Annotated in this window: 32 protein-coding genes and 1 pseudogene; 20 read left to right on the top strand and 13 right to left on the bottom strand. The window is 50.1% G+C overall.

Annotated elements, in window-relative coordinates:
• The first annotated feature begins 122 nt into the window (after window positions 1-122).
• On the top strand, window positions 123-554 hold the full coding sequence (locus ACP4QI_RS10095) for a universal stress protein (protein WP_285127717.1): 432 nt from the start codon (window positions 123-125) through the stop codon (window positions 552-554).
• 42 nt (window positions 555-596) lie between these two features.
• Here the strand turns inward: ACP4QI_RS10095 and ACP4QI_RS10100 are convergent, their stop codons facing one another.
• Both ACP4QI_RS10100 and ydfG read right to left on the bottom strand, forming a co-directional pair.
• Window positions 597-1,283, bottom strand: coding sequence for a GntR family transcriptional regulator (locus ACP4QI_RS10100; RefSeq protein WP_307762932.1), 687 nt, complete (start codon window positions 1,281-1,283; stop codon window positions 597-599).
• Between the two features lie 91 nt (window positions 1,284-1,374).
• A complete protein-coding gene (gene ydfG / locus ACP4QI_RS10105) occupies window positions 1,375-2,121 on the bottom strand; it encodes a bifunctional NADP-dependent 3-hydroxy acid dehydrogenase/3-hydroxypropionate dehydrogenase YdfG (protein WP_142489361.1) in 747 nt (248 codons plus the stop codon).
• Between the two features lie 153 nt (window positions 2,122-2,274).
• On the opposite strand from ydfG, the gene dcp reads away from it, so the two are divergent.
• Window positions 2,275-4,320 carry a peptidyl-dipeptidase Dcp gene (gene dcp, locus ACP4QI_RS10110; RefSeq protein ID WP_426494728.1) on the top strand — a complete coding sequence of 682 codons (2,046 nt, stop codon included), beginning with the start codon at window positions 2,275-2,277 and terminating at the stop codon, window positions 4,318-4,320.
• A gap of 151 nt (window positions 4,321-4,471) precedes the next feature.
• On the opposite strand, the gene ACP4QI_RS10115 is transcribed toward dcp, so the two are convergent.
• A complete protein-coding gene (locus ACP4QI_RS10115; RefSeq protein ID WP_426494940.1) occupies window positions 4,472-4,912 on the bottom strand; it encodes a tyrosine-type recombinase/integrase in 441 nt (146 codons plus the stop codon).
• A gap of 159 nt (window positions 4,913-5,071) precedes the next feature.
• On the opposite strand from ACP4QI_RS10115, the gene ACP4QI_RS10120 reads away from it, so the two are divergent.
• The 10 genes from ACP4QI_RS10120 (at window position 5,072) to ACP4QI_RS10165 (ending at window position 12,165) form a co-directional block, all read left to right on the top strand.
• Window positions 5,072-5,215 carry a hypothetical protein gene (locus ACP4QI_RS10120; RefSeq protein ID WP_426494948.1) on the top strand — a complete coding sequence of 48 codons (144 nt, stop codon included), beginning with the start codon at window positions 5,072-5,074 and terminating at the stop codon, window positions 5,213-5,215.
• A gap of 282 nt (window positions 5,216-5,497) precedes the next feature.
• Window positions 5,498-6,019, top strand: coding sequence for a hypothetical protein (locus ACP4QI_RS10125; protein ID WP_426494727.1), 522 nt, complete (start codon window positions 5,498-5,500; stop codon window positions 6,017-6,019).
• Between the two features lie 493 nt (window positions 6,020-6,512).
• Window positions 6,513-6,821 carry a hypothetical protein gene (locus ACP4QI_RS10130; protein ID WP_426494726.1) on the top strand — a complete coding sequence of 103 codons (309 nt, stop codon included), beginning with the start codon at window positions 6,513-6,515 and terminating at the stop codon, window positions 6,819-6,821.
• A gap of 1,049 nt (window positions 6,822-7,870) precedes the next feature.
• Window positions 7,871-8,467, top strand: coding sequence for a DUF1367 family protein (locus tag ACP4QI_RS10135; RefSeq protein ID WP_426494725.1), 597 nt, complete (start codon window positions 7,871-7,873; stop codon window positions 8,465-8,467).
• Between the two features lie 4 nt (window positions 8,468-8,471).
• Complete coding sequence (locus ACP4QI_RS10140) at window positions 8,472-8,672, top strand: hypothetical protein (protein ID WP_392494951.1); 201 nt, start codon at window positions 8,472-8,474, stop codon at window positions 8,670-8,672.
• A gap of 2 nt (window positions 8,673-8,674) precedes the next feature.
• Window positions 8,675-9,280, top strand: coding sequence for a recombination protein NinG (locus ACP4QI_RS10145; protein ID WP_445730312.1), 606 nt, complete (start codon window positions 8,675-8,677; stop codon window positions 9,278-9,280).
• A complete protein-coding gene (locus ACP4QI_RS10150) occupies window positions 9,277-9,417 on the top strand; it encodes a YlcG family protein (protein ID WP_426494723.1) in 141 nt (46 codons plus the stop codon). The genes ACP4QI_RS10145 and ACP4QI_RS10150 overlap by 4 nt, the downstream gene beginning before the upstream one ends.
• Window positions 9,414-10,196 (top strand): antitermination protein, encoded by a 783-nt coding sequence (locus ACP4QI_RS10155; protein ID WP_426494722.1) that lies wholly within the window; start codon window positions 9,414-9,416, stop codon window positions 10,194-10,196. The genes ACP4QI_RS10150 and ACP4QI_RS10155 overlap by 4 nt, the downstream gene beginning before the upstream one ends.
• A gap of 627 nt (window positions 10,197-10,823) precedes the next feature.
• Window positions 10,824-11,174 (top strand): hypothetical protein, encoded by a 351-nt coding sequence (locus ACP4QI_RS10160; RefSeq protein ID WP_426494721.1) that lies wholly within the window; start codon window positions 10,824-10,826, stop codon window positions 11,172-11,174.
• A gap of 145 nt (window positions 11,175-11,319) precedes the next feature.
• Complete coding sequence (locus tag ACP4QI_RS10165) at window positions 11,320-12,165, top strand: DUF6236 family protein (protein WP_445730313.1); 846 nt, start codon at window positions 11,320-11,322, stop codon at window positions 12,163-12,165.
• A 322-nt stretch (window positions 12,166-12,487) separates the two neighbouring features.
• On the opposite strand, the gene ACP4QI_RS10170 is transcribed toward ACP4QI_RS10165, so the two are convergent.
• Window positions 12,488-12,688, bottom strand: coding sequence for a glycogen synthesis protein GlgS (locus ACP4QI_RS10170; protein ID WP_426494720.1), 201 nt, complete (start codon window positions 12,686-12,688; stop codon window positions 12,488-12,490).
• Window positions 12,689-13,329: 641 nt separating this feature from the next.
• On the opposite strand from ACP4QI_RS10170, the gene ACP4QI_RS10175 reads away from it, so the two are divergent.
• The 4 genes from ACP4QI_RS10175 (at window position 13,330) to ACP4QI_RS10190 (ending at window position 14,721) form a co-directional block, all read left to right on the top strand.
• On the top strand, window positions 13,330-13,533 hold the full coding sequence (locus ACP4QI_RS10175; RefSeq protein WP_426494719.1) for a hypothetical protein: 204 nt from the start codon (window positions 13,330-13,332) through the stop codon (window positions 13,531-13,533).
• Between the two features lie 243 nt (window positions 13,534-13,776).
• A complete protein-coding gene (locus tag ACP4QI_RS10180; protein ID WP_426494718.1) occupies window positions 13,777-14,070 on the top strand; it encodes a hypothetical protein in 294 nt (97 codons plus the stop codon).
• A gap of 91 nt (window positions 14,071-14,161) precedes the next feature.
• Window positions 14,162-14,401, top strand: coding sequence for a hypothetical protein (locus ACP4QI_RS10185; protein ID WP_187214467.1), 240 nt, complete (start codon window positions 14,162-14,164; stop codon window positions 14,399-14,401).
• Window positions 14,401-14,721 carry a hypothetical protein gene (locus tag ACP4QI_RS10190; protein ID WP_426494717.1) on the top strand — a complete coding sequence of 107 codons (321 nt, stop codon included), beginning with the start codon at window positions 14,401-14,403 and terminating at the stop codon, window positions 14,719-14,721. Before ACP4QI_RS10185 ends, ACP4QI_RS10190 begins: the two co-directional genes overlap by 1 nt.
• A gap of 95 nt (window positions 14,722-14,816) precedes the next feature.
• Here the strand turns inward: ACP4QI_RS10190 and ACP4QI_RS10195 are convergent, their stop codons facing one another.
• On the bottom strand, window positions 14,817-15,431 hold the full coding sequence (locus ACP4QI_RS10195) for an HNH endonuclease (protein WP_426494716.1): 615 nt from the start codon (window positions 15,429-15,431) through the stop codon (window positions 14,817-14,819).
• Between the two features lie 503 nt (window positions 15,432-15,934).
• Here ACP4QI_RS10195 and ACP4QI_RS10200 point away from each other — a divergent pair.
• The 4 genes and pseudogenes from ACP4QI_RS10200 to ACP4QI_RS10215 form a co-directional block, all read left to right on the top strand.
• Window positions 15,935-16,183 (top strand): annotated as a pseudogene (locus ACP4QI_RS10200) (M3 family metallopeptidase); the annotation flags it as partial.
• A gap of 383 nt (window positions 16,184-16,566) precedes the next feature.
• The gene (locus ACP4QI_RS10205) at window positions 16,567-17,613 is read left to right on the top strand and encodes an MFS transporter (protein ID WP_445730319.1); all 1,047 of its coding nucleotides are present in this window, start codon (window positions 16,567-16,569) and stop codon (window positions 17,611-17,613) included.
• A gap of 297 nt (window positions 17,614-17,910) precedes the next feature.
• Window positions 17,911-18,468 (top strand): histidine phosphatase family protein, encoded by a 558-nt coding sequence (locus tag ACP4QI_RS10210; protein ID WP_426494715.1) that lies wholly within the window; start codon window positions 17,911-17,913, stop codon window positions 18,466-18,468.
• Window positions 18,469-18,672: 204 nt separating this feature from the next.
• Window positions 18,673-19,584, top strand: coding sequence for an alpha/beta fold hydrolase (locus ACP4QI_RS10215; RefSeq protein ID WP_426494714.1), 912 nt, complete (start codon window positions 18,673-18,675; stop codon window positions 19,582-19,584).
• Window positions 19,585-19,756: 172 nt separating this feature from the next.
• Here ACP4QI_RS10215 and ACP4QI_RS10220 read toward each other — a convergent pair whose 3' ends face one another.
• The 8 genes from ACP4QI_RS10220 to ACP4QI_RS10255 form a co-directional block, all read right to left on the bottom strand.
• On the bottom strand, window positions 19,757-20,191 hold the full coding sequence (locus ACP4QI_RS10220) for a hypothetical protein (protein WP_426494713.1): 435 nt from the start codon (window positions 20,189-20,191) through the stop codon (window positions 19,757-19,759).
• Window positions 20,192-20,200: 9 nt separating this feature from the next.
• Window positions 20,201-20,587 (bottom strand): hypothetical protein, encoded by a 387-nt coding sequence (locus tag ACP4QI_RS10225; RefSeq protein ID WP_426494712.1) that lies wholly within the window; start codon window positions 20,585-20,587, stop codon window positions 20,201-20,203.
• 119 nt (window positions 20,588-20,706) lie between these two features.
• The gene (locus tag ACP4QI_RS10230) at window positions 20,707-20,967 is read right to left on the bottom strand and encodes a hypothetical protein (protein WP_426494711.1); all 261 of its coding nucleotides are present in this window, start codon (window positions 20,965-20,967) and stop codon (window positions 20,707-20,709) included.
• A gap of 181 nt (window positions 20,968-21,148) precedes the next feature.
• Entirely contained in the window at window positions 21,149-21,577 is a 429-nt protein-coding gene (locus ACP4QI_RS10235; RefSeq protein WP_426494710.1) for a hypothetical protein, read from the bottom strand.
• Window positions 21,578-21,652: 75 nt separating this feature from the next.
• Entirely contained in the window at window positions 21,653-22,030 is a 378-nt protein-coding gene (locus tag ACP4QI_RS10240) for a hypothetical protein (RefSeq protein ID WP_426494709.1), read from the bottom strand.
• A 140-nt stretch (window positions 22,031-22,170) separates the two neighbouring features.
• Window positions 22,171-22,614 (bottom strand): hypothetical protein, encoded by a 444-nt coding sequence (locus tag ACP4QI_RS10245; RefSeq protein ID WP_426494708.1) that lies wholly within the window; start codon window positions 22,612-22,614, stop codon window positions 22,171-22,173.
• Between the two features lie 6 nt (window positions 22,615-22,620).
• Window positions 22,621-22,857, bottom strand: a complete 237-nt coding sequence (locus ACP4QI_RS10250; RefSeq protein WP_426494707.1) for a membrane lipoprotein lipid attachment site-containing protein — start codon at window positions 22,855-22,857, stop codon at window positions 22,621-22,623.
• A 21-nt stretch (window positions 22,858-22,878) separates the two neighbouring features.
• Window positions 22,879-23,259 carry a hypothetical protein gene (locus tag ACP4QI_RS10255; RefSeq protein WP_285127694.1) on the bottom strand — a complete coding sequence of 127 codons (381 nt, stop codon included), beginning with the start codon at window positions 23,257-23,259 and terminating at the stop codon, window positions 22,879-22,881.
• Window positions 23,260-23,295 lie beyond the last annotated feature (36 nt).

Here is a 23,295-nt window from a genome sequence, read left to right on the forward strand (position 1 = left end):
TATTCGCACACTTCTTTACGCAGACCGCTTATTTCCTGACCCTACTGTTTAACCTTCGTTTGATAAACGCGTGTCACTCTGAATATCGTTAATAAAACATTATCGATATAAGGAGAAGGCGTATGTATAAAAAAATTTTGATGCCTGTCGATGTATTTGAAATGGATTTAAGTGATAAGGCTGTGCGTCATGCCGCGTTTCTGGCGCGGGCGGATAATGCCGAAATTACGCTGTTAAACGTCCTCCCGGTCAACAGTCGCGCCATGCTGCGTGGCTTCTCTTCGGATATCGTTAAATTCGAAGCGTACATGACCGCAGAATCAAATAAAAAGATGAATGAGTTAAAACGACTCTTTGATATTCCGCCTGACCGTATTCATACCGCGGTGCGTTTTGGCAGCGTACGCGATGAAATTATCGCGATGGGTGCCGAAGGGGAGTTCGATATTATTGTTATCGGCTCGAAAAAACCGGGGGTAACGACCCATCTGTTGGGCTCGAACGCCGAATCGGTATTACGCTATGCCAAAATTCCGGTCTTAGTGGTGCGCTAAATAACTTACCGCATCCCGGGCATTTGACGGGATGCGGACCCATTATTCTTCGCTAAACCAGTCGCTGTTTTCCTGACGAATTAACTGCACCGACTCGCCAATTTCCTGCAGATGCAGGGTCATTGCTTTTTCTACCGCATCGGCGTCGCGTTTTTCCAGCGCGCTGAAAATATCCAGATGCTGACGCAGCAGCATCTCCGGCGGCGAGACGTGATCGAGGCTCATGTAACGCACGCGGTCCATGGTTGCCTTAATATTCTCGATGGTGTCCCAGGCCAACTGGCAGTCGGCAATTTGTGCCAGTTTCTGGTGAAACTCGTCGTCAAGCAGGAAAAAATCATTCAGCTGTTTGCGCTCAATGGCGATGCGTTGCTGATGCAGGTTCTGCTCGATCAGGTAACACTGATGATCGTCGATCAGGCTCGCTGCGCGTCGTACCACGGCGCACTCAATGGCCTGGCGGACGAAACAGCCATTACGCACCTGGGTGAGGGAGATCTTATTCACGTAGCTGCCGCGCTGGGGGCGGATCTGAATCAGGCCGTTTTCAGCCAGCTTAATAAAGGCTTCACGAACCGGCTGGCGAGAGACGTCAAAACGGACCGACACCTCTTTTTCTGAGAGCGGGGTGCCCGGCGGGATCAGACAGTGCACAATGTCGCTGCGCAAAATACGGTATATCTGCTGATTAACGGGTTGGGTCGGATTGAGTTGCGATTCAGCGGCCATTGGTTGTGATTTCTCAAAGAATTAACCGGTAAATACTACCATTCTTTTGCCCGGCATCCCAGTCCCGGCCCGAAGGCCGGGCGGGGAAAGGTCATCCGCGATGGACGCTGAGACCGGCAAAACTCTGGCTGACCGGCATCATCTCAACGGTGTTAATGTTGACGTGTTTTGGCAGGGTGGCCACCCACCAGACGGCTTCAGTGACATCATCCGGCGTCAGGGCGGTGGTGTTCTCGTAGGTTTTACCGGCTTTATCGTCATCGCCCTTAAAGCGCACGTTGGAGAACTCCGTCCCGCCGACCAGACCTGGCTCGATATCCGTCACGCGGATGGCGGTGCCGTGCAGATCGGTGCGCAGATTCAGGCTGAACTGGCGCACAAAGGCTTTGGTCGCGCCGTAGACGTTACCGCCTGCGTAAGGCCAGCTGCCCGCGGTTGAGCCGATGTTGATCACATGACCACGGTTACGTTCGACCATTCCGGGCAGGACGGCACGGGTCATATAGACCAGGCCTTTGTTATTGGTGTCGATCATCGTTTCCCAGTCTTCCACGCTGGCTTTATGGGCAGGCTCCAGCCCCAGCGCCAGCCCGGCATTGTTAACCAGTACGTCGATGTCACGCCATTCAGCCGGCAGGTTAGCCATCATCTCTTCAATGGATGCGCGGTTACGCACGTCCAGCTGCGCGGTCAGAATGTTCTCTCCGAGCTCCTCTTTCAGCTCCTGCAGACGCTCCTGACGACGACCGGTGGCAATCACCTTATGCCCATTGGCGACGAAGCGACGCGTGATGCTTTCACCAAAACCCGCTGTCGCCCCGGTAACTAATATAATCATCTCACTGTTCCTCAACGCTTTTTGTGTTTTACTACCATAGCATGTGATCTGACGCAGAGTAAGGCGACATTTTGCCCCCTTCGGGTCACAGAGATTGCAGCGACTGTCGGGCTGGCCTACTCTGGTGAAATTCATCGTATTCAGGAGTCTGATATGTCTGGCACTAACCCCTTTACCGCAAGCAGCCTTTTGCCGTACCAGGCACCGCATTTTGATCTGATTGACGACAGCCACTATCGCCCGGCCTTCGACGACGCCATCCGCCAGAAGCGCGAAGAGATCGCCGCAATCGCCGGGTCTGCGGCGGCACCTGACTTTAACAATACCGTGCTGGCGCTGGAGAACAGCGGCGGCCTGCTGAGCCGGGTGAGCAACGTCTTCTTTGCCATGACCTCGGCACATACTAATGATTATCTGCAGCAGCTGGAGGAGGCTATCGCCACCGAGCTGGCGGCGCTGTCTAATGATATCTGGCTGAACGACGCGCTCTTTGCCCGGGTGGATGCTGTCTATCACGCGCGGCAGACGATGGCTCCGGACGCAGAGTCCCTGCGCCTGATCGAGGAGCTGCACCAGCGCTTTATCCTGGCCGGTGCTCGCCTGGGAGAGGCGCAAAAACAGGCGCTGAAAGCGATTAATACGGAGTCTGCCACCCTCACCAGCCAGTTTAACCAGCGTTTGCTGGCGGCTGATAAAGCGGGCGGGCTGGTGGTGGATTATCCTCATCAGCTGGATGGCATGAGCCAGGCAGAGCAGGCGGCAGCAGCCCAGGCTGCAGCGGAGAAGGGGCTTAGCGATCGCTGGCTCATTCCGCTGCTCAACACCACCCAGCAACCGGCCCTGCAACAGCTACGCGATCGCCAGACCCGGGAAAATCTGTTCAACGCGGGCTGGCTGCGCACGCAAAAAAACGATGCCAATGATACCCGTGAGCTGGTACGTCGTCTGGTAGCGCTGCGGGCGCGTCAGGCTGAACTGCTGGGCTTCGACAGCTATGCCAGCTGGAAAATTGCCGACCAGATGGCGAAAACGCCCGACGCCGCGCTGGCGTTTATGCGCGGCATTGTCCCGGCCGCGCGCGGGCGCGCATTGCAGGAGCAGGCCGATATCCAGAAGGTGATTGATGATGAACAGGGCGGATTTAACGTGCAGGCCTGGGACTGGTCGTTTTATGCCGAACGCGTGCGGCTGGCGAAGTACGCCCTGGATGAATCACAGGTCAAACCCTATTTTGCCCTCAACCGGGTGCTGACCGACGGCGTCTTCTGGGCGGCGACCCAGCTGTTCGGCATTACCTTTGTCGAGCGCAACGACATCCCGGTTTATCATCCTGACGTGCGCGTCTGGGAAATCTTCGATCACCACGGGGAAGGGATGGCTCTGTTTTACGGCGACTTCTTCGCCCGCGACTCGAAAGGCGGCGGAGCGTGGATGGGGAACTTTGTCGAACAGTCCCATGAATCTGGCACCCGTCCGGTGATCTATAACGTCTGCAACTATCAAAAGCCGGCGGAGGGCCAGCCGGCGCTGATCTCCTGGGATGATGTGATCACCCTGTTCCATGAATTTGGCCATACCCTGCACGGACTGTTTGCCAGCCAGCGTTACGCTACGCTCTCCGGGACCAACACGCCGCGCGATTTTGTCGAATTCCCGTCGCAAATCAACGAACACTGGGCCAGCCATCCGCAGGTCTTTGCCCACTATGCCCGCCACTATGAAACCGGGGAGCCGATGCCAGACGCCCTGCGCGAGAAAATGCTCAGTGCGACCCAGTTCAATAAAGGCTATGACATGACCGAGCTGCTCAGTGCCGCGCTGCTGGACATGAACTGGCACGGGTTAGCCGCCAGCGAAGCGCCAGAGGATGTCGAGGCCTTTGAAACCGCAGCCCTGGAGCGCGAGCAGCTGCATCTCTCCGCGATACCGCCGCGCTATCGCAGCAGCTACTTCGCCCATATCTTCGGCGGCGGCTATGCGGCGGGCTATTACGCCTATCTGTGGACGCAAATGCTGGCCGACGATGGCTACCAGTGGTTTGTGGAAGAGGGCGGCCTGACCCGCGAAAACGGGCAGAAATTCCGCGAGGCGATTTTGTCCCGTGGCAATAGCACTGATTTAGCTGAACTTTATCGTCAGTGGCGCGGGCACGATCCGCAGATCGAGCCGATGCTGGTGAATCGCGGGTTGAGTGCGTAAGGGCTTTTTCACGCTAGGAACAGAACCGGGCGCAATGCCCGGTTTTTTGTCCGTTTTTTTCTTCCCCAAAACTCCTCCAAAATTCCTCCCCAAAATGAATCCTTAAATTCTGCGAAATTTGCACGGGGATACGGCCCAATTATTCACGTAGCTACACCTTAACTTTCACCCAGTCGAGACCGCGATCGTTGTGATACTGCGCTGTCATCTTGTCTGATGAGTGACCCAGTAGCTGCTGGGTGTTGATGCCTTGTTCCTCATACAGACGCTCGGATAGAGAACGCTGTTCGTGAAAGGTCGGCATTGTTTTCCCGTCCTCTACGGAAATGCCGGTGCTATCAATCGCGAGCTTGAAGGAGACGCTAAGGCTGTTCTCGCCAACCTGATCGCTTGCCTTCACATTACCGCTTGATGTCACATGATGAAGAAGCCAGGGGCTTACGACCCGATCCCTGCATCGCTTGATCACCTGTGCCAGGGTGATATCCAACATCTCGCAACGCAACGAGAGCGGTATAGCCAGTTTCGCCCCCGTCTTTTGCTGCTCAACGTGGAGATGGCTGGCTGTGCCGGTAGAGCCAACAGAGGGCATGATTATTGCTGGCTTTGAGGCAGAACTGCGCGAAGAGTTTCGCGATCCAGAAGCATGGGAGGCATACGAGGCTATGAGCGGCTGCGAACAGGCAGCGCACCGGGCTAAGTGGTGCTCGGCGGCGATGATTGCAGCAGCGCCCCGTAAGGAGACGAACTGATGGAGCAGTTGCTGCAGTTCGCAACAAAGCGGATCGTCGAACTGGAAAGCCTGCTGCTGGTTGATGTGGTTGAGACCTTCTCGTCTGGTGATATTTGCAGGAAAATAGGCCATGCATTCGAATCAAAGCAGGATATGTGGTAGGGCGGAAATCAGTTAAGTTGCAGCAAAAAGCTTACAAAACTGATTTTGAATACAGCTGATTTGTGTACACCTGAAATCAGTGTTGGTTTTTATGATCTTTGTATCTTGTTGATTTTAATTAATAAATAATTTTAACTGTTACTTTTTTTAATTTTGACTGATCTTTTGATGGGTGGTGATTTGTTTTTTTTCAAGAGGATTGACCGATCGATGAAAAAACATTTGATCGATCAATCCTTTTGATTCTAAACTATGGGTAATGAAGTTATTTGAGATACAGCCATGACTCGCAATTATTCAACTCAAGCTTTCTTCGATTTCCTTGTTGATTTGCCCTCGTTGGGGCTCATTAATGAGGCAACTGCACGTAATTTGAAGAATTCTGCATTGCTTCTGCTTTCAGTCGTGGACACCCGCAATGACGATGATGTTCGTAAACTGGACGTTGAGGAACTTATCAATAGTTATGTTGAGAGCCAGCCAACTAGGCCTGGGGACTCTAGCATCCAGACCTACCAAAGCCGATTCAAAAGCGCCGTTAACAAATTCGAGGAGTATGTGCGAGTGGGTACTATCGTGAACTTGGCGGATACGGAAGGAAACCTTGATGGGTTTGATGCTGTGGAGCAGAAACTTGAAAGGGTAAAACAAGGGGCGCGGGAAAAAGCGCAAACTTTCAATTTGCCAATTGTCGTGCGTCCAGAAACAGGAACGATGATAACAGTTCAGGGGTTACCTACGGACCTTACAACTGAAGAAGCTGAGCGTATTCTGACTGTACTGAAAGCATATGTGCGGTCTTAAAAAGAATTTGGGCCCTTCCTCGCCAAAGGAAGAGCCCAGATTGGGGATGTTAGAGCACCCGCAATATGTACTGCTAAGACAACAGTACAGTAGCGGATCCCCATATTTTTATCAAGTTTCAGGGAAGTGCTCACCTGGGGCGAGATCTGTATATGTCATTAAAAGAAATCGCTACAAAGCCACTTCCTCCGGGGTTCCGTTGGGTTAAATGTCGTTTTCGTAGAGCACCTGCGAAAGCAGGAACTCCAGACTCTGAGCGTAGAGTCTTAGACGCGCACGCCTATGGTTACAAGTGCTGGTCGTTCCCTGTAAGAACAAAACAATAAAAATCAAACCCGCTTCGGCGGGTTTTTTCTATCTTTTTAGCGTGAAGAAACAATGCTGAACCAGTGTCGCTTACCGGCACGAGCGAATAAATTTACAAAATATGTAATAGTCGAAACACGTTGCAGTCTCATTTACAATGACCTTCAAGACCATAGGAGAGAAGAACATGTCAGAGATATATGAAGAGGGTTATGCCGCAGGTATTGAATCGAATGATGATTTAAGACCTGATGAAACCATTGCTTTTCAAGATGAATATATGGCAGGTTTCGCCTATGCAAGGGCTTACAAAAAATTCGAAAAAAATATAGCGCCAGGTTCATTTGCTTTTCTTCTTGGTGAATCTGCTGGCTTTCACAGTGTGCCTCGGTCGTTGTTTGATGATAGATATAATCATGCGGACGATGCCTTCTTTGAAGCAGGGCATCAAGAAGGGTGTGAACGCCGGCAAAAGCTAGCAGATAAATTTTCATAAACAATTCGTGCAAAAAACAACCTAGTCCTGAATGGATATGTATATTTAATGAACAGGTAATTCATATTTGTGCGAAAGGCCGATTAGCGCATTTCAATATTAACTAGCAGAGTCGGCACTGTAGCCCTTAAAAGAAATTATCTTACAAACGGTATAGAAATCTCCATTTCGACAGCCAAGGCCTCTCCGGAGGCCTTTTTCTCGCCTGAATAACCACCTTGATGCACCTGATCGATATTACCGATCGATACGAGGTTATTGATCTATGAAAGTGATTAATAAACGCTCACACAGGGGTAACAATATTCCAACCCCAAAAAAATTATGCACGGCTTAGGATTTCGTTTAGGTCCGGCGTGCTGCGGAAATGCAGCGCGCCTCTCTCCACGAAAGACGGCGAATCAACCAGTTATCCCCGCCATGTTTAATGCGTTTAGAGTGTTAAAAGTAACGCTTAGTTTTTAACGGCGAGTAGCAATAATATTTATTCAAATCAATCGGATAAATGGTGTTGCATCTACCGATGCTTTTTGTGCATACTTGGGGAAACAAAATTATACTGTAAATGCATACAGTGCTTCTATGCTAAATTATGTGAAACGGACAGAGAAAACGACTCACGAAATTTATTTATTTTTAAGCCCTTAACAAACAGATCGACTTTGCTATCGTGCCTAAAGAGCAGTGCAGTGAGGCATCTGCAAATGAATAAATTTCTGGCTTATCTGTGGGAAAGAAGGGGGTTGATGTGTCTCAAACTAGTTCTGAAGGGAGTGATATTTACAAGCTCGTGCGGTGTTCTGATGACTCTGCCACGTGTTCGTTTAGACTCCGGCCAGGAGAACGCGTACTGTTAAATTCTGCTGGTATGGAAATCGGGTTCAAGCACCTCCAGGCAGATGAGCACGTCATAACTCACGATACTCTGACCGAGATCGTGAGGGAGTTGTCAGCCAACAATTGACCTTTTTAGCACCTGAATAGCATAATGTTTGTATCGGCCTGAACAACCGGTAACCTGACCACGATGCGCCACGGAGAAAGCTCCCATGGCGCAGTTACAACTCATCAAGAATTCTGCAGGAACCCTGATCCCCGCCTCGCCGGAGACCAGCGAATTACTGCAATCAAAAATCAAGCTCGGCGCCGTGCTGGTGGCCGACTTCAAACAGGTCCGTAATCCGGCCTTCCATCGTCGTTTCATCGCTCTGCTGAATCTCGGCTTCGAATACTGGGAGCCAACCGGCGGAGCTATCTCATCCAACGAACGCAAGCTGGTGACCGGATATGCGAAGTTCCTGGCATCGATCGGTGGTAGCGAAACCGCGCTGCTGGATGCTGCTGAGCAGTATCTCGAACGCATCGCCGACAAGCGCACAGGCAGCATCAGCGCCTGCAAATCTTTTGACGCATATCGTGCCTGGGTAACCATCGAATCCGGCCACTACGACGCTATCCAGCTGCCTGACGGAACTCTCCGGAAACACCCCCGCAGCATCGCCTTCGCCAACATGGACGAGACCGAGTTTCAGCAGCTCTACAAAGCCGCACTCGATGTTCTGTGGCGCTGGATATTGTCGCGCGCATTCAGGGACCAGCGCGAGGCCGAGAACGCCGCTGCGCAACTGCTGAGCTTCGGGAGCTGACCAGATGGCGAAATCATGGTTCCACTACACCGAATGCACAACCGAGCAGGCCGATGAACTTCAGCGGCTGTACCAGCGCCGCGGCGTAGCCGTAACGCGCAGCCTCAACCCTGGCTACCAAACATGGACCGTCAGCGTAGAGCGGCAGGAGGTGAAGTACCTCGAGCCCACGCCGCGTACGTTCCGGCAAAAGGTCTGGGGGTGAGCATGGCTAAGAAACCCCGCCGTAAATGCGCAAACCAGAGCTGCCGTGAGTGGTTCCACCCGGCTCGTGACGGCCAGGTGGTCTGCTGCTACGAATGCGCCACCGCCGTTGCCAAAGCGCAGACCGCGAAGAACCGGGCCGAGGCTCTGCGTGCTGAGAAGAAGCGCCAGCGCGAAGAGGAGAAGGAGCAGCGTGCGCGGCAGGCCGAGCGTCGCCAGGCAGTGAAGCCGTTAAGTTACTTCCGCGACCAGGCACAGCAGTCCTTCAACGAGTTCATCCGGTACCGGGATCGGCATCAGCCATGCATCAGTTGCGGCCGCTACCATGACGGGCAATACCACGCCGGCCACTTCCGCACGACTGGCGCCAATCCAGAACTGCGCTTCAACGAAGACAACTGTCATAAGCAATGCTCAGCCTGCAATAACCATCTATCGGGCAACCTGACGGCCTACCGTCCGGCGCTGATCGCCAAAATCGGCCAGGCCCGCTTTGATGTCCTGATGGGCCCGCACAAATTACCGAAATGGAAGCGCGACGACTACATCCGGATCCGCGATGAGTACCGCGCAAAACTCAAAGAACTTAAGCAGCAGGTGGCCGCATGAAACCAGAACTGATCGAATCGCTTCGCATGCGCTGGCTGCGCCTCCGCATTTATCGCCGCCCGGATACGGTACTGGTGGACTATCGCATCTTTCGTAACTTTATTCGCATTTACCTGATGGCAGGAGCCGCAGCATGAACCTCGAAAACACCGTGAAATACCACTTCGCAAAGTCCACGATGATTAGCGATTCCCCGCGCGCCACAGCATCAGATTCACTAACCGGTACGGATATCATGGCTACCATGGGCATGACGCAGGAACGCGCTGCCATGGGTTACAGTGCTTTTCTCGGAAAGATGGGAATCAGCCAGAACGACCGGGAGCGGGCTATAGCGCTGCTGGCCGAGTACGCGCTGACCAAATGCGATAAGGTTGCCGCACTGCGTAAGCTGGAAGCCGGAGTTAAGCCACTGGTGATGCGCCAGCTGGCCGCGTTCGCCTTTGAGGACTATTCGCGCAGCGCAGCCAGCGTGAAGCAATGCGATTGCTGTGCCGGGGCCGGCTTCATCCAGGCCGACGTATTCACCAATAAATTCCGCAAGCCGGAAGGCAAGATGACCGTCGCTGGAATGGTGAAAGTCAAAGAGTTCGCCTGGTTGCTCTGCAAAAAATGCAATGGTACCGGCCATGTCAGCGCGGCCTGCAGCGACTGCCGTGGGCGCGGTAAAGCGGTAAGCAAAGAACTGACCGATCAGCAGGGTGTTCCGGTTCTGGCCGACTGCAAGCGCTGCGGCGGGAGAGGGTACGAGCGGATCCCTTCGACTGAGGCATATGCGGCCGTCTGCCTGATCACTGATGCGATTAGCCTGGATACCTGGAAGAAATCGGTTAAGCCATTTTACGACCTGCTGATCACGAAATTTGATATCGAAGAAGCCTGGGCAGAAGCGCAGCTGAAACAGATAACGCGATAGTGGTCACGGAAATAGCTTACGTTTCAAGCGTGAGCTATTTACTTTTCCCGAATCTGTGTTAATTTCGTTCCAACGATGGATTACTGCCTTCGTTTCAAGCCCTGCGGTTAACCCCGTGGGGCTTTATCGTTTCTGGTGCATCTGATTTTTTAACGGCACCAGTTTTGAATTTTTTTCATGCAATCTGCAAAAGAAGCAAAACAGTATAGGTATACGACTTAGGGCATCAAAGCGGCATGAGACTATAGAAACTTCTTAAACAACCAGTAAGGTTAAAAAATGAAGCGTCTATTCTCTTATCAAATGGTTTGCACTCTTATCGCTCTGTTAATCATTTCTCAGATTGGACTCACAGAATGCTTGTCGCTGATTAAGGATGCATTTGGGTATCTGGTGACGGGAATCCACCCCTGAATAATCACTTAATTTCATCAAAGCCCTGGTATACGCCGGGGCTTTTTCTTATCTGAATACCCCTACCTGGGACTATAAGCGCATAGCGCAACGCAGCACCCATCGATTGGCGGACCAGAACCCGCCTTTTTTATTCAGGGCTCCGGGGATCATCCTCAGTACGTTTTGTCGTTAATTCACCCCGAGAGCCCGACCTCTACACATGGACCACCTATGTCTGAACCTCTAACCATTGCTGGCGGTGTCACGTCCGCAACTATCGGAGTGACGTTCGCATCTTTGTTCCCCGAGGCAACGCCCGGCGTAATGCTGTGCGCGCTGGCTGGTGCAGCAATGTACGTTCTGACAGCCATATGCCTGATGATGATGTCGATCGTGAGCTGCGCGCAAACTGGACCCGCAAAGGTTGAACTCATCGACACCGGATGTGACTGGGTCAACGTCATTCGCCTCACTGAGCACGACATCGAGGTGATGGATCGCCAGACGAAGAAAGACGTACTGGCGCACAACAAATCGTGGCAGGCGAACTGCCAGTCAAATGAATACCGGGCATCGCAATAGCGGTAAAATCGAGCCGAAAATAAGGAAATACCAGCGACATCACGAAGCGGCAGTGTGCTATATGAATGTTATTGCCCGGGAAAATAGGTAATGATAATTTTGGCTACTTAGACAGGATAACTCTGAGGTAGTCATGGAAAGAGGCGTGGTTGCTTTACCCTATGAAGTCAAACAGCAAGCGGGTGGTTTTACGTCCGGCGCTATGCTATCTGCCCTGCAGCTTAACTACTTTGCTCTGTACTGGGATAAAATATCAGTTCCGCAAAATTGTCTTTTTGTCATAGATCTTCCAAAAGAAAGGGATTTTGAGGAGGCGGGGTTGCTCACTCGCCCTATGGTTAATATAGGAAATGAATTTGATGCGGAACAGTTCCCAAAAATTCACCTACAGTCCCAAGTGCGCCTGGCTGACTACCTGAGGAAAAAGGATAAGACAACAGTATGGAGCATTCATCAGACTGGTGATCAGTCCCTGTTGTTAGCCGATGGTTCAATCTCAAAGCAAACTGTTAGATTGGAGCTTGAGAATTTATTACCTGTCCCAAGCACAGAGGTGCACCTGCACGATATATTAGAATTCAAATCCCGAAGAGCAGATGAACTTCAGGCTTTGCACTCTTATTGCGATGATTTGTACTTCGAAATTATCAACTCAGGTGATCCTTCTTTACAGGCAGCTAAAAAATTCTCGAAACTTACCCGAGCAATTACTGACTTAGAAAAATTAAATGCTGAAGGTTGGCGCAGCCCTATCAAGTTTGATCTTGATATCTCTCCAGAATTCGATTTAACAGACATGCGAGCTGGCATTGCGACAATTTTGGGCGCTTTTAGTACTCCACATGTCCTTGAAACAGTCACTGCAGGCGCGGTGATAGCGGTGCTTGAAGGATTTGTAAAAATTAAACCACGGCTTCAGAGCATGAGGAGTGGTGGGAATACACATCTGGCCTACATCTCTAAGGCCAGATTTGAGGGTATTTATAAGTGAGGTGACGATGCCCATGTCTTGGTATGGAAAAAAAATGGGTGCGGCCTACTTACTCATCACGATAGGTTCATTCATACAGTTCTGGTTTCCTGACATGACTTGGGCGTTAATCCCCCTCGTTGCCTTGCTCTTCGGGTTTGCGCGAGATAGAGAATAGCTCTCTTTCCCCTTCCACATTGAAAATCATAGCCGCCTACGGGCGGTTTTGTATTGCCATCACCATGGGCAGACCCATCGTAATGGCTAAGTAAGAGGCAGGCCTGGTATAACGCGTTACTTCGAAGTGAATGCCGGGCAGCTGACACCACCCGGCCTGTGCTTACTACTGCAGTTCCTTTTCTTTTAGCTGTTCAACGTAAAAGTCATAACGTTTAAGAAACCACAGCCGGCAGTCTTCTTCCATGTTGCCGGTAATAGCATCCGTGCAGAGGTGTCGGCCTTGCAAGCGCATCCGGGCAAAGCTACTGGCAAGAAAATCTAAATCCCGGGAAGACACGACACCCTTCTCACTTACTAACTGCATACATTCCTCCTCTGTTAGACCAACAAAAAGAAAAATGCGACTGTTGTAAGTATGGCTCAAATATCCGTACGCGCGACCATGCCGGCCGCTGAGGCAGGTTTGAGGCCGTCGCCAGTCAGGTACTGGTTATAGCCAGCGGGGAGCAGAGACGATCCGGGATGACGAACTAAAGGGCATGAGCGTGGCTGTTACGGTTACCGCTAGCGCATAACTCCTTTGATTTCCCTTCCAAGGGATAAATGCAGGTATTATTTGATATTCAATCTTCGACAAAACATAAACCAAAGCACAAGCCCAGCGAAAGTCCCGTAGCCAACCATGATCGCTATGACATGTAAGCGCAAGTTAATATAGTCACTGATGGAAGCTTTTCCATGCCAGATGTCATCCATCCAGTCACCTATAACAAAATCGGCAAACACAATGAGGAATAGCATCCCAGCTGAGATGGCGATCACGAAATAGATGAGAGAATAAAGTTTAAAACTTAGCCTATGTTTCATACCAAACCCCGATTTTTCAAGGTGTAATCATATTCCATAATTTTGGGGTGAGAAACCGATAGTTGAGCTGTGAGCATGGCTAATAGATCAGAAAATGACAGCCATTTTTTGCAATCACGAAGGGGATAATAAGGCTTTATGTCCGACATCCACCAAATCACGATAATCCTTGATATGAAAGATCACGTCGCACGCTCTCAAGAAGTGCTTGAAGAGCTGCAGAGAAGGGCGGGCCAGCTAAGTCCACGCTTATCAGAAGAGGACGCGCTACGCATTCTTCTTCTCGACATGACCTTCGATTACCTGAAGGCAAAGAACCTGGCAGAAGAAAGAACGGAGTAACGAATGAGCAAACCGGACTGGGAGGCTATCGAATCGGCTTACCGGGCCGGGGTGATGTCCCTCCGTGAAATTGCATCGCAGCATGGCATTAGCGAAGGCGCTAACCGTATCTAATAATGCGAGCACTACGGGAAGCATCAATATACTGATTACGAACACATCTGGATCTAAGACCCTCCAGGTGACTGTAATGCCTGAGGTTTCCAGCCGTTTAGGTATTGAAGAGTGAGAAAAGGATAGGGTATGAAAGATTTTTCTCCGGTGTGGCACTCTGTTGCGGCTGTGGTATTGCAGTGTGCTGTTGGACTCAAGTTCGGAATGTGGGGCGCAGGTGGTGCGATAGGCTGCATGTGGTTTATTGCCCGCGAACACACCCAAGCCGAGTATCGCTGGATCGCTCAGTTCGGCGGAGGCAAGCGCGCCAACATGCCGTGGTGGGGAGGGTTCGACAGGCGAGCATGGAATATACCCAGCATTCTCGACTGGTTCGTTCCGGTTCTGGCCTGCACCGCCGTATATTTTGTCGCCGCCGTTTAACTCCTGTCCGCGGCATTGATAGGTGTCGCCGCATTGATCTGCACTCGCTTTAAAACCACTGTATATAAAAACAGTAAAAGGAGTGCAGATCATGCCCCGCAAATCAGACATTCACAGCGCATTTGTCGCTGCAATACAGCAAAACCCTAAAGGCTACCAGTGGTTACGCACGGATGACTTCATCCGTGAATTGCGCGCGAGAAACTGGCATTTCAGCCAGGCCGACGCCAATGACTGGATAGAGCGGTATCAGGATTTCTTCGTCGACAAGACTCCGGACCATAGCGAGAATCGGCTTTGGATGCTCCGCAACATGGGGAGGGTTCTGTAATGGGATTCGTGTCGCCAGCAGGCGATTACGTAGAGCGCAGGCTCTCACCTGAAACCATCTGCAATATAGGCATCGACAGCCGCATCCTCGAAACCTCGTCTGGATTTGCGGTGATCGAGCCTGCCACCAGACTGGTGCAGGGACAGACTCTACTGATCCTGTCAGGTGGGCGAACGCAGTTCGCAATTTTCAGAGGTAAGGCGTTAATCACGGACGACGGCGAGGCAATCGAGGGGGCCGCGGCGGAAGAAGTCGAAGTCATGGGCAGGGTGACGTTCTTCATCAACAGTACGGATGCTGACGATGATTCTCCTGTGTAAGAAGCAGTGCGCACCTGATCACTATGAAAAGGTGATCAGGCGGTCTTCGGTGATGAGATTTAATATTACTATACAAGCGAAGAACTAAATTTAGATTATTTTTTCTTTATTAAATTTTTAAGTTGTTTTTTTGATGGCCTATTTTTAAGTCTATGAAGCATGGCATGGCAGTTAGGACATACAGTAATCAAATCGAATTCAGGATTCACACGATATTCTTCATTTATTTCATGCAGTGGTTTCCAGTGATGTACGTGTATGAAACCAACTCCGATTTCTCCATAAGTGTCTTCGAAGTTCATATCGCAGACGGAACAATTTAATCCATGGATTTCAATTGCTTTATTTCTTGCGTCTCGGTCACGTTCATATGAGTTCACGAGTACTTGTTTTTTCGCACCTTCTATGTATTCTGAGTTGTTAGGTATTTCTTCTGGATAATGAAAGTCGTCAAGGTTACTATTAAGAAATACAAGGTATCGTCTTAAGGCTGTGCCACAGTTACTTACATAACTATCTGCATAATAGCCCCCTGATAATTTATTGATGATATTAGTGACGTCCTCTTTAGAGGAAATTGTTATTCTATTTATATCTATATTGAGATAGCTTGATACAGACAGTAAATAACGTCTGTAACTATTGGCGCTTTGACGCTGCAGTCCAGTAGATACCAAAAAATCTATATAATCAAATTCATGATCAACCATAACGCCTCTAGGATATTTAACAGTATTGATTAAAAAATGTCATTTTTTATGTACAAAACACATGCTTACCTGAAGATACAGTGACTGTACCGTTACTACTTCACAAAGTTAAGACAATGTATAACATTCACCGCTCGTACATAAAGCCTATAGTTTTCAAAAGCGGTACGCACCTTAGGTCCTACAACGAATTGGAAGTAGTATTGCCGCCAAGATGGATGTGTCAGTGAAGTGGAAGACTTAATTTTTTGATGGAGCTACGCAAAGTTTACGTGTTGTGTCGTGTTATACCCCTTAAGCGGTTTTTAGCTAGTGATTGTACAAAATGCGAGCGTTTTTCATGGGTGATGGAGCATTTTTGAAAGAGATTCTTCCCCAAAACGATATGCAACCTACTGAATAGCATGGAGTTGTATTGGTAGCTGAAATGGTGCAAATCAACACTCCGAATGCAACTTAACTATTTGTTTGTAATAAGTAAAAATGCCATTTGAATAGTATGCTTCGCCCATATCTTCGGAGGCGGCTATGCGGTGGGCTATTACGCCTATCTGTGGACGCAAATGTTGGCCGATGACGGCTATCAGTGGTTCGTAGAAGAGGGCGGCCTGACCCGCGAAAACGGGCAGAAATTCCGCGAGGCGATTTTGTCGCGCGGGAATAGCGCTGATTTAGCTGAACTTTATCGCGCGTGGCGCGGGCACGATCCGCAGATTGAGCCGATGCTGGTGAATCGCGGATTGAGTTCGTAAGGGATTTTTTAGGCTGGAAACAGAACCGGGCGTGATGCCCGGTTTTTTTGCAACAGTCTGGTCTCGCTTTGAGCGAGAAGCGGATGTTCAGTCAGAGTATCTAAGGAGCTGGACACAAATCTTCTGACAAAGCGCTAAGAGCCCAAAACCATCACACCTCATATGAAGTGAAATAGTGGACTATCCTGAGACGTTTCCGTGTTAAAAAGAAGATTACCTTACATGGAGATGTTGTTATTTATGGCTTTTTTTTCCGGAATCACTGGGCGGCTGTTCCTCATAAACGTAATGACCGCCATTTCATATGCCTTCATATTGCCTGTAATGAGTCTTTTTTAATAAACGGGTTACATGCTAGCCCGATTTTTATCACTTTCTACAGCCTGGGGTTTGCCCTGTCAGGATTGTTTTTCAGCCAGCTGATGGGATCTCTTGCAGATAAGGGACATCCAGTCAGGCAACTTTTCATGATTTCTGTTACGTCGCTTTTTCTGGCGGGTTTAGCCTTCAGTTTCTGTCGTGAACCTGTCGAGGCTCTGGCCATCGGCATTTTCTTGATGGGGCCAGGCAATGCGTCTATCCCGTTACTCCTGTCGATGATCCGAAAGCATTCACTGTCGGCGGGGCTTAACGCTACGCGACTCAATACGCAAATGCGTTCAGGCGTGTCAATTGTATGGATTGCCGGACCGGCTCTGGCATTTGTCTTCGCCGACCGATTTGGCTTCACCTTTAATTTTCTGGCCTCAGCCCTGCTTGCGGCCATAACCTTACTGGCAAGCCAGTTTCTGCTTTCGAAGGATAAAAAAACTGTCAGTACAGGCAGAACAGAAACAACTCAAGCCAGTAAAGCCCCTATCACGGGTATGATTTGGGCACTGGGCGCAGTAATGATGCTGGCAAATTTATCCAATAACATGTACCTGACCATTATGCCGCTCTACCTGGTACACGAGCTTAATTTACCCGCTTCGTTTCCGGACTTTCTGCTGGGTGCAACCGCGATAATGGAGATTCCCGTTATGCTTGCCGCTGCTCATCTGGCAGAGAAAACAGGGAAAGAACCACTGATTATGGTCGGATTTCTCTTTGCTGCCGTCTATTACAGCCTGCTTCAGCTGGCCACTAACATGACCGAACTGATTGTCCTGCAACTTTTTAACGGATTATTCTTTGGTATTTTTGTTGGCTTGGGCATTTCTCTTATTCAGGACGCGTTGCCTGAACGTAGCGGCTTCGCATCAGCATTTCACTCCAATGCCATGCGCACAGGCATGATGTCAGGCAATGGTATTGCCGGTCTGATGGCGCAAGTAGCAGGGTTTAAAATGACGCTGCTTGTTCCATTGTTATCAGTGTGTTGTGCTGCTTTGCTAATGCTTTGCATAAAGAGAAATCACCCGACAAAAAACAGTTCACCAATGGGCTGACAGTCCTCATAAATATACGTACAAACCCGATTAACCGGCGCTGTTGCTTCGATTTTATTCTCATTAATTCAATGTCCGCTCCTGGCACGAAGCGGACGAGCTAACTGAGCTGAAGGTCTGCTGTGAGCGAAAAGCGACTGTACGGGCTGTATCACTCTATCTGTATCTGCGCACAATGATCTTCATCTGGCACGTTATCTAAGCATCCAGGGTCAACCCTAAATATGGTGGTAGTGCATCCTGCCGTCATCGCGTTAGTCTATCGGCGTCAAAAGGATCACAAGAACAAAGCGCTTTATGGAAATTATTTTGATGCGTCATGGAAAGCCGTCATTTACAGGTTCTTCGAGGGTAACGAGCCTTGAGATGAACGAATGGATTTCACAATATGATCTCTCTGCTACGGGCAGCGATATGCCCCCGCAATCATGTAAAGCATTAGCATCCAGCGCATTGCACATCATAAGCAGTCCTCTTCCCAGAGCGCTTTCATCTCTGAAGGCATTAGGACGTGAACCGGATATCATTGATGAAGTCTTCAGGGAAGCTGACTTGCCCCTGTTCGGGATGCCCGCTTTTAGGTTATCCCCCATCGTCTGGGCATCTCTCTTCCGCGTGATGTGGCTTTGTGGCATCTCCCGTAATGTAGAGTCCTTGGGAATAGCTAAGCAACGCGCCGTTCAGGCTGCGGATATCCTGGTCATGTCTGCAAAAGTATCAAATGGACCTGTGCTGCTCATGGGTCATGGGGTGATGAATCGGCTGATTGCAAAGGAACTCATATCGTTAGGCTGGAAAGAGTGCCGTCGCCAGGGTAGTGGTTACTGGAACGCGGGTATTTACAGCTTACTCTAAGTAAAGATCTTAATTAAACACTCACTCTACCTGGCCTTTTGAGGCTAGCAGGTCTGCTTCTGGCCCTCTATTGCCGCAGGGCGTGGAGCAGTTATTTTTAGATGTTGCCCCGTTCTTCTGCGTAAGCACTCAGTGGGGCAATTAATCAGGCCGAGCGCGGGGTCCCGCTCTTTTTTAACCGGCTGGCTTAAAGAGGAAGATTTGATGTATACCAAAAATATTCGTGCGATGCTCGGAGGGGCTTTTCTATTGACGTCTGTCTTCATCCCAACATCCAAAGCTCAATCTTTGTCCATATCATCAGAATATCCAAACTTGCAGCCTATGTCCGTTCAAACACAAGGCTCAGGAAAAGATGTCATATTGATCCCAGGGCTGGCGTCGTCTCGAGGAATTTGGACCGATTTAGCATCAGGTTTACAGCTGAACCATCGCGTTCACATTTTAGAACTCGCGGGCTTTGCGAGTACACCTGCTATTTCCCACCGGGACGGGAAGATCATCGCTCCGGTAGTTGACGCCATCGCTGAATACATCCGCACCCAACACATCAAAGCTCCTGCGATCATTGGCCACTCTCTTGGCGGGGAGATTGCATTGATGCTGGGGGCACAGCATCCTGACCTGGTCGGTCGCTTAATGATTGTCGATGCTTTGCCGTTCTATATGTTAATGATTGACCCTGCGGCGACCAGCGAATCAGCTTCTCAGCGTGCTATTGCTACAAGAGATTGGATACTGGCGCAATCGCCGGAAGAATTTGTAGCGTTTCAGAAAACATCCATAGCCCGTTTAGCTAAGACCGAGGCGGTGAGGCCTGCACTGTTGGCTGCAGGGCTCAGTTCCGATCGCAGAACCCTTGCAGATGCTGTCTATGAATTGATGATTACCGATTTGCGCCCCGAGCTTGACCGCATCAGAGCACCGATTGAGATCGTTTATGCGTATGACGCCTTATTCGGGGTGCCTGCATCCAGCGTGGATGAAATGTACCGTCGAGCCTATACCAATGCGTCAGATATTCATTTCACACGAATCGATGACAGTTTTCACTTTATCATGCTTGATCGGCCAGAACGGTTCTCCAGCGCGGTTCAGTCATTCTTAAACAAATAAGGCATGCTTAGGGCGCACATAAATCGACGTTGCTGCAGCGGCCGCAAAACAGTGATGTCCGCTCTGTGCCAGGAGCGGACATTCAGATTTTTCATTATTCAGCACCCGAACAATCACAAACGCATAATCCACCAATAAACAAACATATGCATCTCAGGATACTGATTCACGGTTAATAGCCAATGGTGCCGCCAGTATTAGTGCGGTCATCCAGCCAGGTACCCAGTTCGCTTCCGCGTGTACCCGTGATTGAGTATTGCGTCAGGTCGACGCTGAACAACAGCACGCCATTAATCACGCGTGGAAGCTCTACCAGTTGACCTTTGTAACGAACCTCGCGCGGCTTAACGACAATGACCCGATTACCGAGACGCTGGCCGTTCGCGGCAAACACTGAGTAAGTGCCTTTGAATTTGGTGAAGTCCTTGCTCTTTTTCTCCGCTACGGCATTCTGGGCCGGGGTTTTATTGATATCGCAGGTGGATCCGGCGTTCATCTGGGTGCAGCCTGAGCGCTCCAGTTGCTCGCGGTACTTGGCATTAATAGCGTGGACTGGTGCAGCTGCGATAACTGCCAGTACCAGCGTCGATAAAATCATTTTTTTCATAGTCAGGCCTTAGCGGTTAGCTTCTTTTTCAATAGCAATAATTTGGTTGTGCTGCTCAGTCTGGCGCTGCTCGAAATACGCCTTAACTTCCGGTGATTGAGCATCAACAAGGGATTGCATCTTGCGGTTGTAATTGTCCGTGCAAACACGACGCTCAGTGTAGTACGCATGTGAAACGGCCTCGCGTTCTGCACCTTCCACAAGTTTTTCACCAACAAGCCGGGAGTAATACTTCTCGCGCACCTTTTCATGACAGCGCAGGTAAGCACTGTTATAGAGGGTGCGGATTTCACGAAACTGATTCAGCTGCGAGATCGGCGTGTCTTTCTGCGGTGCGGTGCAGCCAGTCAGGGAAAAAGCCACCATCAGCGCGGCGGTTGTAATCACGTTAATCATGTAGCCTTTCCACTTGATACAGCATCGCAATGACTCTGATCGTAGTTGTGTGCCATTGACAGCCATTCCCAAAAAAAACAGGACACGGTTCACCAGGAACTCACTTAATCGTTGATATCTCAATCCCAATCCTCTTCGTAAAGGTCGGGAATTCCGTCCTCAATCAGTTCCTCAAGAGTTGGTTGCAACTCCAGATTTAACGGGGTTCCCTGCCAAAACATGAAATAACAAAGTACAAGGCCCAGCGCACAACCCGCAGCGGCGGCATATGGCATCTCGTCAGGATGCTCGATCGAAAATATCTGACATGCGCCCATGCCGCCAATCGCCATGAACAGGGTTATTGCGATATGGATCGCCCAAATCTTAACTCGTTTCATTTGTCATTTTTCTCGTCGGCGTAAAGTCCAGAACATATAGTGCGAATCCTTTAAAAAAATGCCCTCCCCAGCCTCAGTTCTGGGGGAGGGCGCGCAACGCGCTATCAACTCAATCAACACTCTGTTTTCGCCGTCATCGGTGGCGAACCTTTGACCTCCCGGACAGAAGAGGTCGAATCTTTTACGCGCTCTCGACGTCTGTAGACATGCTAGCCATCTCGAGGCGTGCGGTGCGTGGCTCTTTGAATAACCAGCGCCAGATCAATAGCGAAATCGGCGTGATGATCAGCGGCTGGAAATAGACCTGCGGCGAGTAATCCAGGAGCATTTCCGCAATTACGCCAACACTCCGCTGGTACTGTTCAGCCATGCAAATAAAGCTGATATACAGACCAACAGCTGCCAGCCCCAGCGCGATGCCGCACGCTTTCCAGTAACTCATTTCCGGCCATTCACCTGCGGCATATTTCCAGTTGAACCAGAGACCAACGCCAGCCAGGAGCAGTAGGGCAATTAGATAACCGCCGTTATACGCCCCTACCATAGCCAACAAGGGGATTACGGATAAGCAAAGCCAGACGGCCAGAATTATCGATTTATATGTTTTCATATTCGTTTCCTTAGCTCGCCACCTGAATGAGATGGATTGCTGTTAATAGTCCTCACTACGAATAATGACTACTCATTAACTGCTCGCAGATTCAAAGCCGTATTGATGCGCTAAAAATATTGCCATGTCGTTAATCAGATAACGGCCATCTTCGATAGATATCCCCGGCTGTACTACGGCATTCGAAATATAATTCTGCATTGCCATTAGACGGGTATTGTCGTGTGCGGCCCCCTTTTGCAGACCATCACGACAGGCTAGCCAGAATAAAGCGCTATCAGCCTCATTTCGTACCGGGGCGTAAGCCAGTTGCGGGCGCATTGAAATAGCGTGCTCAGTGAATCGGTAGGCCACTTCAACCGCCTGATCACAATTACGCGCAGTGTTTTTTTGGACGCAACCGGACAGCATCAGCACTGCCACTGCTGTAGCAAATAAAGTTTTGTTTTCCATAATTTCAGTTCAAATTAACGCTCAATTATCGTGCAAATTACAGGGTGGTAATCTTAAAAAGAAACAGCGCTTCAAATATGATAAGTGTTAACGAACCCTCACTACTTCATATCTTTGGAGTAAAAAGCGTGAACTCATTATTAGCCGCGTTCAATCATTCCGCGATCATGTGTGTCGGCATTTTCCCAGAAGCTACCGCCCGTCGTGTAAATCACAAAAGTACGATTGTTTCTGCCGTTAATAATAAGCATATCGTTCGAAATGGTAGCCTTTACTGGTTTTCCGCCGACCGTTGCCTTTCCCGCACCAATATGAATGTTTGCAATGCGCTGGCCGTTTGGACGGCGTGCCACGTAGTCCCCGTCGAACTTTTTTACGTCAGATTTCGCCGTAGGAGCCACTCCGCTGCTGAAGCCTGAGTCCTCGTTCTGCGCTTTGGTTTTGTGGATGTCGCACCCCTGCGCTTCAGTCACCTGAGTACAACCGGAGCGGATCAGCTGATCACGGTAATGGGCGTTGATAGCGTGCGCGGTTGGTGCTGCGATCGCGACGGACACGGCCAGGAAAGTGATAATCTTTTTCATGTGCTGTTACCCGTGGCGGTGGTGGTGGTCTTTGTCATGGTGGCGACCGTTGTCGTCGTCATGGTGGTGGCGGTGGTGATCGTCTTTGTGCTTGTGATCATCCTTCTTCTTGTCGTCTTTATACTTGTTTTTGGCGACGGCGGTGGCGACCGCTGCGGCACCCACACCGACAGCCGCAGCTGACAGTATAGGGTGCTCGGCGCAACCAGCCAGGGCTGCGGTCATGGTGAGTGCTAACATCATTTTTTTCATTTTTCGGCCTTATTATTTCAGTGCTTCGGCGTTAATTACGCGCTGTTCTTTGTTGAGCTCTGCCCGGCGCTTTTCATAAAAAGCGTGGACTTCCGGTGATTGCGCTTCCCATAAGGCATTGGCCTTGAGTTTGTAATGGGACTCGCAAGTAGCATGGTCAGCGCGTGCTGCGGCCTCAACCTCCCGGCGCTCAGCACCCTCAAGAGGTGTGAGGCCATAGAGACGGCCCTGGTACTTCTCTGTGATCAGGTAGTTACAGCGCAGGAGTGCTTTGTTATAGAGCGAGCGAGTGGTGCGAAACTGGGACAGCTCATCGCCCAGGGTGTCATGTTGCTTAACCGCGCAGCCTACCAGGGTTGCGGCCACCAGCGCGGCGATTACGTAACGTTTCATATCAGTCCTTTAAACGGGCAGCTTTCGCTGCCCATT

Source organism: Leclercia sp. TB492 (assembly GCF_049974505.2).
Taxonomy (GTDB): Bacteria; Pseudomonadota; Gammaproteobacteria; order Enterobacterales; family Enterobacteriaceae; genus Enterobacter; species Enterobacter adecarboxylatus_C.